The 12,134-nt window shown below is 56.9% G+C and carries 8 protein-coding genes; 6 read left to right on the top strand and 2 right to left on the bottom strand.

What is annotated here, in order from left to right; translation table 11 throughout:
* Positions 1-226 precede the first annotated feature (226 nt).
* On the top strand, positions 227-5,056 hold the full coding sequence (locus tag MEB48_RS04930) for a M35 family metallopeptidase (protein ID WP_237882431.1): 4,830 nt from the start codon (positions 227-229) through the stop codon (positions 5,054-5,056).
* Between the two features lie 222 nt (positions 5,057-5,278).
* Complete coding sequence (locus MEB48_RS04935; RefSeq protein ID WP_237882433.1) at positions 5,279-6,280, top strand: FecR family protein; 1,002 nt, start codon at positions 5,279-5,281, stop codon at positions 6,278-6,280.
* A gap of 55 nt (positions 6,281-6,335) precedes the next feature.
* Here MEB48_RS04935 and pvdQ read toward each other — a convergent pair whose 3' ends face one another.
* A complete protein-coding gene (gene pvdQ, locus MEB48_RS04940) occupies positions 6,336-8,681 on the bottom strand; it encodes a bifunctional acylase PvdQ (protein WP_237882435.1) in 2,346 nt (781 codons plus the stop codon).
* 379 nt (positions 8,682-9,060) lie between these two features.
* On the opposite strand from pvdQ, the gene MEB48_RS04945 reads away from it, so the two are divergent.
* Positions 9,061-9,459 (top strand): fe2+ zn2+ uptake regulation protein, encoded by a 399-nt coding sequence (locus MEB48_RS04945; protein WP_237882436.1) that lies wholly within the window; start codon positions 9,061-9,063, stop codon positions 9,457-9,459.
* Here MEB48_RS04945 and MEB48_RS04950 read toward each other — a convergent pair.
* Positions 9,449-9,637, bottom strand: coding sequence for a hypothetical protein (locus tag MEB48_RS04950; RefSeq protein WP_007901365.1), 189 nt, complete (start codon positions 9,635-9,637; stop codon positions 9,449-9,451). The genes MEB48_RS04945 and MEB48_RS04950 overlap by 11 nt on opposite strands.
* 345 nt (positions 9,638-9,982) lie before the next feature.
* Here MEB48_RS04950 and MEB48_RS04955 point away from each other — a divergent pair, with 345 nt between their 5' ends.
* The 3 genes from MEB48_RS04955 to MEB48_RS04965 all read left to right on the top strand — a co-directional run bounded on the left by MEB48_RS04955 (position 9,983) and on the right by MEB48_RS04965 (position 12,122).
* Positions 9,983-10,429: a DUF411 domain-containing protein gene (locus tag MEB48_RS04955; protein WP_237882438.1), complete on the top strand. Its 447-nt coding sequence runs from the start codon at positions 9,983-9,985 to the stop codon at positions 10,427-10,429.
* Positions 10,429-10,863 carry a YqaA family protein gene (locus tag MEB48_RS04960; RefSeq protein ID WP_237882440.1) on the top strand — a complete coding sequence of 145 codons (435 nt, stop codon included), beginning with the start codon at positions 10,429-10,431 and terminating at the stop codon, positions 10,861-10,863. The genes MEB48_RS04955 and MEB48_RS04960 overlap by 1 nt, the downstream gene beginning before the upstream one ends.
* A 221-nt stretch (positions 10,864-11,084) precedes the next feature.
* Positions 11,085-12,122, top strand: a complete 1,038-nt coding sequence (locus MEB48_RS04965) for an alpha/beta fold hydrolase (RefSeq protein ID WP_237882442.1) — start codon at positions 11,085-11,087, stop codon at positions 12,120-12,122.
* Positions 12,123-12,134 lie beyond the last annotated feature (12 nt).

Consider the following 12,134-nt stretch of genomic DNA (forward strand, 5'->3'; position numbering starts at 1 on the left):
GCGTACGAAAACCAGCCGATTAACAACGCACGACGAGCGAGCTGTCAACTTTTCGGTTGATCACCTGCAGGCCGTACCCGCATGGCCTCCACTTTCCTCTCGAGTTCGCACGATCAACCGGCAGGCTGTGCGGTAACTATTTACCACCTTCCACACTTCAATGACTTTTAGTCTCGAGGCTCAATCCACTGGCGAACTTCAATCGCGCCCTGAACGAGACTCGACGATGTCTACACCTGTTACTCCGCTGTTTTTCCCCCAGGCCCTGAAATCTCCCGGTCATTGGAGGAAACTTGGCCAAACCCACGGGCTGACGCAAAAGGACTTCGAATGGTTCAGCCACCTGCAGCTGGTCAACCACACGCTACGCGGTAAAGAAAAGCCGCCCATGCTCGCCGAAAAAATCCTGCTCAAAACCAACGATCTGGAACCCGTGCCCCTGGCCGGCAGCTTCGTGCTGAGTGCCACACCGGATGACAACGGCGTGATTCTCTACACCCCATACGCCGGCATAAAGAAGTTCGACAGCCGCTCAACCTTGACCGAACAGCTGAACCGCCAGTTGAACAGTGCAACCGAGGACGACGACCTGCTGGCTTTCATGTCGTTATCTCAACGCAGAACGCTGGCAGATGCCGCCACTATCGAGGTGACCTTTCAAACCATCGAAGGCGAGGTGTTCGAAGACCAGAGCAGCATCATCACTGCACATCAGCACATGAACGATCAGGCCATGCTCGAAGAATTGAAAGCGTTGCCGACGCTGACTTCGCTGCTCGACGCAGTGCTCAATGAACTGTTGAAGTCAGCCTTCCCCGGCCTGGATCAGCGCCAGACCCAGGTCACTTTCTATTCCACGGCAACGGCCGACGAACACGATAAGGAAAGCACTCCGGCGCGGCGCTGGATCAACGCCATGTCCTTGAGTGATGCGGTGCTGCTGCACTACCGCAATCAACGCTGGCCGTTAGGGCAATCACATGAATTTTCCCACCCGAGAAAGCACCCGGCGAGCACTGACCAGCGCCACTGGGATACCGCTGTCGCCACGGCTTCCAAAAAACTGATCAGCCTGCTTTCCGGACAACTGCAAGACTATTGGAGTGCCGGGAGTGCCGATGGCGCATCACGTCGCGATTTTTTCAGCAAGGCCATTACTGAAAAGGCGCGAGCGGAGTTCCTGCTCAAGCGCGAAGCCGAAATTATCACGCCTGAACAAAGCCAGGACTTGCATTCGCTGATCGAGCCGACCAGCAGAACGTACGAGACACTGACCGTCGAAACCGTGCGTCTATGGGAATACAAGGCCAACTATGTGGAGCTGGCAGGCTCGCTGATGATCAGTGCCAGCAAGGCGTTTCTCTACACCCCCGCTCAGGGGCTGCAGGTGCTGAATGACTATCAGGACCTCAAAAACACCTTACTGAGCAAATTCAGCGCGGTCGGTCACGAGGATGAGCTCTACGGCCTCCTGAGCCTGGAGGAACGTCAGCGCTTCATCGGTTTTGATCAGCCGAATGTCTCTGGGGAAGTGATTTCCGGTTCGATCTTCAAAAAGCTGTTCGAGGCAATCATCAGCAAACAACAGCAGAACATCGAGTACGCCCTGCAGGTTTTCCGTCACAGCGACGGCATCGTGGACATCAACGCCTTGTTCGACAAGGCGCTGGACATCCGCACGATGATCAGCGAGCAACTGCTGACGCTGGATACCCAGGGACGCTGGAGTACGCGACCGGTATTGTCGGGCGATCAACAGCCCTCGATGGTGCTGGCAGACAGGGCCGCGGCGTTCGTGAAAACCTTCAGCGATATCGAAACACTGATCAGTGCAGACTTTGCCGCTCAACCCGTCACCTCGCTGGGACTGCAGCAAGACCATCTTGAGACCATGACATCCCGGCTGACTCATGCCTTTTCCATAGGCATATGCGGCGAAGCCAGCCTTCGGGTATTGGGCGCCACTTGGGACAACGCTGATCGGGTCATCGTCGATACGGTGCTCAATCCGGATCACTCGGATCGTAAAAGCCGTCTGTCACTCAAGGGGTTCCGGCCTGACGCCTATTCATTGAGCCTTGAGCGCGTCGGCCAAACGAATCTCTTGCCCCTGGCCAATTGTTTGCTGTTGACCGAGCGTGGCGGGCTCGACCCTCAGCATTCGGGCCGAACAGTTCTATGGACACCCGCGCAGGGCCTGGAAGTCTTTGACACCGTCAGTCATGCAAAGCAGGAACTGGAGCGACGCCTGCTTGATCCGCACAAATGTCTGACGCTATTGGAAAACCTCTCCCCGGTCCAACGCACCTTCCACCAGCGCTATTCACTCGGCGCGTTGCGACTGATTGAAGGTCATGTCTTGCAGCGATTATCACAATCATCCATTGACCACTTCCTGGGACGCTGCGAACACCTGCGCGCACTGAAGCTGGACGATGCAAAACAGACCAAAGCCCTTCAAACCCTGACCAAAACGGTGATCGACACCAATTTGCACAGAGCCACCTCCATCGCGCAGGCGATTACCCGACAGCAGACCTTGCCCGCATGGTTTGCAATGGCGCCCGTTGAGGAACAGCAGTTGCACATCGAATTGCTGGAGCAATATCGCAACAGCGTCGACGATGACAAAGACTACCTGCACGGCATAAAAACACTGAGGTCCTATGTGCATGACACCTTGGTGTCATTGCTCGGTAGCCGCTTCTCCGGGACATCGCCAGATCCCGATGACATCGAAATCATCCCCAACCTGACCTTGGCCGGCCCCGCTCGATCCCTGACCGAGTTTGCCTTGAACCATATCAACATCGCCCAAGGCACAGGGTTCAAGATCGCTTCGAAAACCACTCAAGCACTTCCGCAAGGCCTGGACCAGTCCGCTGTCAGGCAACTCCTGCTGTCACTGAACATTCAGCAAACCTATGCAAGACAGGTCATAGACAGCTTGTCGAACAAAAGCGCCGATGCCTACATTCGAAGGCTGCGCTTCATTCGGCAATTGCCCTGGCAATTGATGCAACACGCCCATGCACAAAAACTGCAGCAACGTCTTTCCGACAGTGGCTTCGACCTGATTCGACAGGTGATAGACATGCCGGACGCTATCGCCCGAGCTACTGTCAACGGCGCCCACGCCATTGTTCGCCCTCTGGAGCTGATCAAGACTATCGGCGCTGCAGCCGTCAGGACACTGGGCCTGTACCTGATCGGTCCCGGCGCCGGTCAGAAAGGTCCGCAAATTCTGTATGCGCCCTACCATGCAGGCTCGCCATTCACCGAGTTCGACAATGAGCCAAGTGTTGTCTCGGCGCTCAATACGCCGGGACCGTTACAGGAGCTGCTGATATGTCGCCTTCCAGCCAGTGCGCAATCCGGGTTTCGCAATCTGTTGAAATCCACCGTCGGACAAGCGAGCGAGATCACCCTCGCCTCTAACCCCATCGACGGCAACTTGCTGACCCGGTTGTTCAGCGACAACAAAAGCCTGCTGTGGCAAATGCTCGGAGCTCAGTCCGAAGTCAACGGCCAGTCAGACTGGGAGGCAGCCAAGCACCTGTTCAGCTCCGGCATCCACAGGCTCGCGGGGCTGTTACCCGGCAAACTCGCTTATGGGCTGTTTCTGTGGCAAGCCTACAAAGACTTCAAGGTCTCGGCCGAAGCACTGCAGGACCACCACTGGAAACAGGCATTGCTCGATTTTATTGCCGGTGCGGTGCAGATGGTGTCACTGGGCAGGCTGTCGCTGGAAGAGTCGTTCGGCACTGCGCAGGCTACGACCGACACCGGTGCCGAATCGACGACCATTCCTGTGGCCGCGCCGCACTGGTCGCAAGTGAAGTCCACTGCACCGATGCGCACGTCACTGCAGTCTTTCGAAACCAATGCCGTCGAACTGAAGGATCTGAAGAAGAGCAGCGCGAATGGCACTTACCTGGAAACGACCAGCAGACAAACCTATGCCCCCATCGCGGGCAAGGTGTACCGCGTGACCAAACCCGGGGCAATCTGGCGAATGATCAAAGACAAGGAAGAAGGGCCTGCGCTTCTGACTACGCCTGACAAGCAACTGGTGCTCGATCCGGATATCCATACTGTCCACTATGGAAAGGCCCTGTCGAAAATGCGCAATCAATATGTGACCGCTAAATATGCCAGGGAGGTTCTCAATATCGAAGCACGGGGAATGAAAGACATTCGGGCAAAACATCCGGAAAAAGCCCGCATGATCGTGCAAGCAATAGACCTGGCTCGCTATTACGCTTTTAACAGTCTGCATAACCTGGCACAGCTTAGACAGCAAAATCCGGGAACGCGGCTGGACACTTTTCTCAGAACCTTTTTTGATGCTGACCAAATCGACGCCAGCCTCCTGGACAAAATCAAAAAAGTCATCGTTCCCATTTGCACAGCGCTGGTGGACCCCAACGTGGATTTCATGAATACCGAACGTTTCGTGGTCGGATCAAACAAATACGAAATCGGCAACACGATTGCCTTTGTTATAGATAACGACGCACAGAATCGTGTGCATTTCACGGAGCGGTTCTTTGACCAGCAACTCGATTGGTACCAATCCTGTCTGACGGAGCCTTTCGATGTCGGCGACCATGCCCGGGCCGCTACCCTGATCCATGAGTTCTCCCACTTATTTTCAAAGACCGTGGATATTGCACAGGTTGAGGCAAGGCGTCCGTTCGCCGACCTCATTGCCACCGTCACCCGTTATGGTGCGACAGTCAAACAAACGCAGCAGGATTTCCAGCGACAAGCACTGTCCCTGGACACCCCATGGGAAGAACTGTTTGCGCGCTGGAACAGCACATTGAAGTCATGGATCGATCTGGACTCGATTACAGGGTTGGAGCATGTGGGCAAGGACATCCTCAAAACGACGGGCTGCACAACAATGGATGAAGCTCGCAACATCTTCCTGAATCCAAGTAATGTGCACCAGCGAACCGACATCATTTTGCGCAACGCTGACTCGATCGCTTACTTGATAAGCGAAATGGGTCGACAACTGGATCCGGTGCTGAGCGATGACTTGATCTGAACCTCACGATAAAAGCATGCGCGGATCATCCGACCTGCACATGCTTTGCTCGTGCGGAGGTCTTGACCCTTTTTTCACTCGATTTATGGATACTGCCTGGCGATGCCCGGTTTTCAGGGCGTCCGGGTGAAAAATAAGCCGTACTTTGATGGGCAATTGCCATGACGGTTGTTCTCGCAGGCTTCCTCTCAAGGTTAGAATGCCGGAAATCAGGATGAGTCAATGACCGACCACTCTCTCTCGCAAGCCCAATACGACGCCATCACCGATGCCGCTGCGCACTGGTGCATGCGTCTGCACGCCATCGACTGCACGGCCGAAGAACGCCTGGCGTTCGAGCAATGGCGTAATGCTCATCCGCTGCATGCCCTCGAGTACGAAGCCATGCTGGAGATCTGGGATGTGGCCGGGGATTTACCTCGTCCCGAATCCGCCGTGTCGGCTGCTCGCGTCAAACCGACAACACCCTGGCGCACCTTCGGCATTGCCGCCACCGTCTGCGCCCTTGCGCTGCCGCTGGCGGCCTATACCGGATGGAACCTGGGTTGGCTGCCCAATACTTACCAGCATTTCGAAGCGACCGATAATGTTCGTCAGGTTACGCTGAGCGACGGCAGCCAGGTGGAGCTGAACCTGGGCAGTGAACTGACGTTCAGCAATTACAAGGATCAGCGTCGGGTCACGCTGAAAAAAGGCGAAGCCTTCTTCAGCGTCAGTCATGACCAGCAACATCCGTTCATCGTCAGGGCAGCCGATGGCAGCATTCGCGTGACGGGTACCCAATTCAATGTCTGGATGTATGAAGACCAGGTACGCGTGAACCTGATCGAGGGCTCTGTGCTGGTGACCAGCAACGGTACCCTGCCCGGCGAGGGTTCACGTCTCGAACCTGCCATGCAGGCACGTTACCGGCACGGCGATTTCACGCCACAAATCAGCCAGACCTCTGCCAATGACCATTCGCTGGCCTGGCGCAGCGGCAAACTGGTGCTCGATGATCTGGCGCTGACCGATGCCCTGCCCTTGATCAATCGTTATTTGAACAAACCAGTGATGATCGCGGACCACAGCACCGGCTCGGTTCGCCTCGGCGGTATCTACAACATCAAAGAACTCAATAACCTGGTGGCTTCGTTGCCCAAGGTGCTGCCGGTCTACCTGACCCGCAACAAGGACGGCAATCCGGTCCTCAATTCGATCCCGCAACAAGCCCCAAAAAGCTGAAGGCCGCCACCCTTGCGGGGTGCGGCCTTCATTTTTCATTCAAGCGCGATCGTGACTACTGCGCGGCGATCTTCGTTGCTTTTTCATCCTGTTCTCGAATCGTCTGAGCCTGGTATTGCGGATCGGCCATGATCTGCTGCTCGGTGAACGGCAACACACTCAACTGCTTCTTCGAAAAGGCCAGTGTCTGATCCCGAGAGTACTTCGACGCCGGATCACTGGACAATGAGAATGCCAGTAAGCCCTGAGCTTGCGGCCCCTTGTCATCGAACGTCACCACCTGCAAATAGCTGGTGCCACTGACGACTTCGCGTTTGCCGTCGGTGCTCGGCACGCTTTGGATCGCGTTATACACACCCAGCGTGCCCGGCCCGCCGTGAATTGGCGTTTGCTGCCCGCCACTGCTGACCACCTGGATATCGCCCCAGCGGCTATCGGCTTTCAGGCCAAGGGTTTTTACCTGTTCGACCGAAGCCAGCATCGTCGCGCGAATTGCTTTGGCGACGTCTGGCCGTTCAATTGCCAGGCCACGCGGTGTGTGTTGCGGATCCTGCGGATCGAACGCTACACGCCAGATGTCAGGCATTTTCTGCAACGGCATCATGACATTCTGAAAATGTACAAACCCCAGCCCGCTGTCCAGATTCACCCGGCGATCCCACGCTTTGAGGCTGGCACACAGCGGCGCAAGTCTCGGCGCATCGGCGCCGAGGTCCGCGGCACAGAATTGCAGCAGGTCCGGCATCACCAGGGCCGCTTGATACACCTGATCATCCATCACCATCTGCTGCAGATCCGCCGCAGTGACAGTACCGGCCTTGTTCAAGGTGCCCAGACGCTCCAGCGCAAAGCGCGAACGCAGCCCCAATGGCTGGTTGTCCTGACTGATCAACGGCGAGAAACCGGTGAGCGGTTGTGCCGGGTTGGCCATCCAGGCCGAATCATTGGAATGCTGCACAAAGTCTTTGCGCAGCAGTTGCGGCAATTTGTCTGCCGCATAGATACCTTTTTGCGCAGCATGCGGGTCGATGTCCCAGGCGCAGGCGCTATTGGAACCGTCGAGCAGGATCATCTGTAATCCGGCCCGCGGATCGCTGCACTTGGCCAGTTTGTCGGCACTGACGTTCGGCACCGCCGACAGGTTCATGTAAAGCGTCTGCCCCTGATCGTCCACCGCCAGGGTATTGACCCACGGAACCCCCTGGATCTTGTGCACCGATGCTTGCAAATCCTTGAGGCTGGCGGCACGGTTCATCGCATACCACTGCTGCAAGACCCGGTCGTTATCCAGATTGGCATCGCGCAGGCTGTAGGCGAACTGGTTGTTCCAGTCCAGTTTTCCGGGCCATTGCACAATCGGGCCGAATTGCGAGCTATAGACCACATGGGAAATCTGCCGGGTCTGGCCATCGGGTTGCTTCACGTTTACCGCCAGTGTCTGCTTTTTCATCGGCAAGGACTTGCCATCCAGCAGGTAACGGGTCGGATCCTTGGGATCGAGTTGCAGGCGATACAGCGTGAAGTGCTTGGACGAATCCACCGTGTGGGTCCATGCCAGGTGCTGGTTGAAACCAATATTGATCATGGGCAGGCCAGGCAATGCGGCGCCCATCACATCCAGTTTGCCGGGAATGGTCAGGTGCATCTGATAGAAGCGCATCCCACCGACCCAGGGAAAGTGCGGATTGGCCAGCAACATCCCGCGACCGTTGAACGAACGCTCGCTGCCAACCGCCACGGCGTTGCTGCCGCGATCCAGAGCGAAGCGTTGCATGCGCGAAGCCGCCAGCTGGAACGACGCCGGTTCGCCCGCCACATGGGCGACGGTTTTCGGCGGGGTAGCGCCGGCCAATGCTTCGGCAAACTGTCCTACGCCGCCTTCGACCAGCAGACGACGGGTCAGCTTGACCAAATCTTGCACGGTAATCGCGCGCACCCATTCTCCCTGGCATTGCTGCGGCAAACCCTGCGCTCGACGCTCTGTCAGCGAACGGTTGTAACCCGCCACATAACCTTCGATGAGCTCGCGAACTTCAGGCGTTTGCGCCTGCCAGAACGCGGCGACAGCCTGGGGGGTGTTCAGCCAGTTGAAAAACACATCGCTGGCCAGGTTCCCGCGCTCTTCGACGGTAAACTGGTCCGGGCCGAAATACCGGGAGCGCTCGCCATTGACGGTGACGATCTCATTGGCCAGCAAGCACAGATTGTCCTGAGCGTAGGCATAGCCAATGCCATAGCCGAGCCCGCGCTCGTTGTCGGCACGAATATGCGGCACGCCGAAACTGGTTCGACGAATGTCGGCCGTCGCCTGCTCTGGCTGGCTGCGCGCGTTTGCCGCAAGACTCAGCCCCAGAAACACACCCGCAAGGCTCAACCTGGTTAACTGCCTGGAAATAATCACGCTCGCTCCTGATCGAAAAGACGTATGACACGCAATGCGCCTAATGCCGGTCAGTTAAGCGAGTGAACCCGCTTTTCGTAGGAGCCAGGCTTGCCGGCGAAGGCGCTCTTAAGGACGCCTTCGCCGGCAAGCCTGGCTCCTACGTGTCCGATTTGCCCTTAACTTACCGACATGACCCAATGCGCCTCCCCTTAAAACGAAGCTAACAGAAAAAATTTAGACCTTTGAGGGCGTCCCCACGCCCAGCTCACAGGCCGCTGACGTCACGACGACAAATTTTCTACATGCAAGTCTTCATGATTTGCCTGGCTCGTTCGTCTTATTGATTGAGAGCACCCATCACATTTTCCTGATCAGGCTCTGAAAAGGAGTTTTTTGCATGTACAACACGCAACTGCCAACGGATGGCCATATGCCAAAGGGCACGACTCTGGGTTCTGGCGTTTTCAATCGACAAGCCGAACGCCACGGCAACGAACGAATCAGGCTTCTGCTCAAGAGCTTTGGCCTGCGCACCAGCCTGATTCGCCTGAAAGTCATCGATGCTTTGCTGACCGCCGCCGAAAGCGACCGCAGCCTTGGGGTGCGGGGCATGCACAGTCACTTGCTGGAGCTGGACATTCCCCTATCTTTTCTCAGTGTGCGTGAAGTGTTGAAACGCTTGTGCAGTGAGGGCGTGATCACCCTCAATCCAGACAAAAGCTACAGCCTGCATCCACAGGCCGCCGCTGTCTTTTATAGCAAACAATCCGGCCAGAGAACGTCGCTCAAGGCTTGACCTTGCGACGCATTACGCCATTGATCACCACCACGAGCACCGCTACGCCAATGGCGATGTACTGGAACAGCTGCTCCGTGATGATCCCGGCATTTTGCAGCCAGGAAAGGCCGAACATGATCCCCAGTACCACCAGGGAAATCAGAATCGAATATTTCAAACGTTGCGACTGGGTCATTGCGGGTTCCTGAACCAAAAAATGTATCCGGTGTGTATCCGGTTGCATGCCAAGCCCCTACCGGGCTGCGGGTATGAGGGGCTGCAAACGGGGTCTCATGTTACCGCCGATGAGGAGTTTTGACTTCATTGCGGCGTACACACAGCAGCGCCGACGGCCCCCTGTAGGAGCGAGCTTGCTCGCGAAAGCGGTATATCTGGCGACATCAATGTTGACTGTACCGCCGCCTTCGCGGGCAAGCCCGCTCCTACAAGGCTGCATTACCCGGAAACAATCTCGTATCTCCTCTCGGTAGAATAGGGTCAAAATGCATCTTTTTTGGCCACAACCCGAGACGAGATCCCCATGCGAACCTACCTGCGTCTGGCCGCCCTGAGCGCCCTCTTCATCTCTTCCCTGGCCCAGGCCGCCGACCTGATTCCCATCGAAGTTCACCGCGACGCCAATTGCGGCTGCTGCAAAAAATGGGTCAGTCATCTGGAAGCCAACGGTTTCAAGGTCCAAGACCATGTCGAAGCCGACATGAGCCAATTCAAGCAACAACACGGCGTGCCGCCTCGCCTCGCGTCGTGTCATACCGGCCTTATCAATGGAAAATTCGTCGAAGGCCATGTGCCGGCCGATCAAGTACTGGCCTTGAGCAAGCGTGACGATCTGTTGGGAGTTGCAGCCCCCGGCATGCCCATGGGCTCGCCCGGCATGGAAATGGACGGCATGAGCGATGCCTACCAAGTGATCGGCCTGAAAAAGGACGGCACTGATGTGGTAGTGGCGGACTACCCTGCCCATTGATGCTCGGCGCCTATATCGGGCTGTTTCTCGCCGCATTCGGTGCCGCGACGCTGCTGCCATTGCAATCCGAAGCGGTGCTGGTGGGGTTGTTGCTCAGCGGCCAGTATTGGCTCTGGTCGCTGCTGGCGGTCGCAACGCTAGGCAACGTGTTGGGCTCGCTGCTGAACTGGTGGCTGGGTCGCGGCATCGAACGGTTCCGCGACCGGCGCTGGTTTCCGGTCAGCCCTCGACATCTCGAGCAAGCCCAAAAACACTATCAGCGTTACGGCCATTGGTCGTTGTTACTGAGCTGGGTGCCCATCATCGGCGACCCACTGACGCTGGTGGCTGGCGTCATGCGCGAACCGCTGGGACGTTTCCTGGTGATCGTGACGCTCGCCAAGGGCGCCCGCTACGGTGTGCTGGCCCTGGCTACGCTGGGCTGGATGGGCTGAACGATCATGCGCGGCCATTGCCCAATTTCCGTCAGTTAAGACATGGAATTCTGTAGGAGCGAGCTTGCTCGCGAAGACGGCGGTACAGTCAACATTGATGTCGCCTGATATACCGCCTTCGCGAGCAAGCTCGCTCCTACTGGGATTGCGCCATGGTCTGTGTTTAATGTCGCCCTAATCATGCCGATCCAGCATCGGCGGATTTCCTGTGGAGTTTCCCCATGCCGCCCATCCTCTCCCGCTGGTTGCCCGGTCTGCTGCTGACGGCGGCATTGCCGGTTCTTGCTCACGCCCAGACCCAGGCTGAAACGCCGGAATACGGCCCGCAACTTCAGGGCTTCGAGTATCCCTACACGGTCAAGCACTTCGCTTTGGAGTCCCAGGGCAAATCCTTGCAGATGGGTTACATGGACGTTGCCGCCCAAGGCGAGGTCAATGGACGCAGTGTGGTGCTGATGCATGGCAAGAATTTCTGCGCAGCCACCTGGGACAGTTCGATCAAGGCGCTGAGCGAGGCCGGTTACCGGGTCATCGCGCCGGACCAGATCGGCTTTTGCACCTCCAGCAAACCGGACCACTATCAATACAGTTTCCAGCAACTGGCATTCAACACCCAGCAACTGCTCAAAGCCCTCGGCATCCAGAAGGCCACTTTGCTCGGCCATTCTACCGGCGGCATGCTCGCCACCCGTTATGCGCTGCAATACCCCGATCAAGTCGAGCAACTGGCGCTGGTCAATCCCATCGGTCTGGAAGACTGGAAAGCCCTCGGCGTGCCGTATCGCACGGTTGATCAATGGTACGAACGTGAGCTGAACGTTACGGCGCAAGGTATTCACGACTACCAACGCACCACCTATTACGATGGCCGCTGGAAACCCGAGTTTGACCGCTGGGTGAACATGTATGCAGGCCTGGCCAATGGGCCAGGCAAAACAGCGGTGGCTTGGAACTCGGCGCTGATTTACGACATGATCTTCAGCCAACCGGTGTACTACGAGTTCAAAGACCTGAAAGTGCCGACCCTGCTGCTGATCGGCACCTCCGACACCACGGCCATCAACAAGGACATCGCGCCGCCCGAGGTCAAGGCGAAAATCGGTCATTACGACGTACTCGGCAAACAAGTCGCGAAACTGATTCCACAGTCGACGCTGATTGAATTCCCGGGCCTTGGCCACGCGCCGCAGATGGAGGAACCGGCGAAATTCCATCAGGCATTGCTCGACTGGCTGAACAAAACCAATCCCGTTCGTTGATGAGGTGAGGCT

The sequence above is a fragment of the Pseudomonas sp. PGPR40 genome, assembly GCF_022014505.1.
GTDB lineage: Bacteria > Pseudomonadota > Gammaproteobacteria > Pseudomonadales > Pseudomonadaceae > Aquipseudomonas.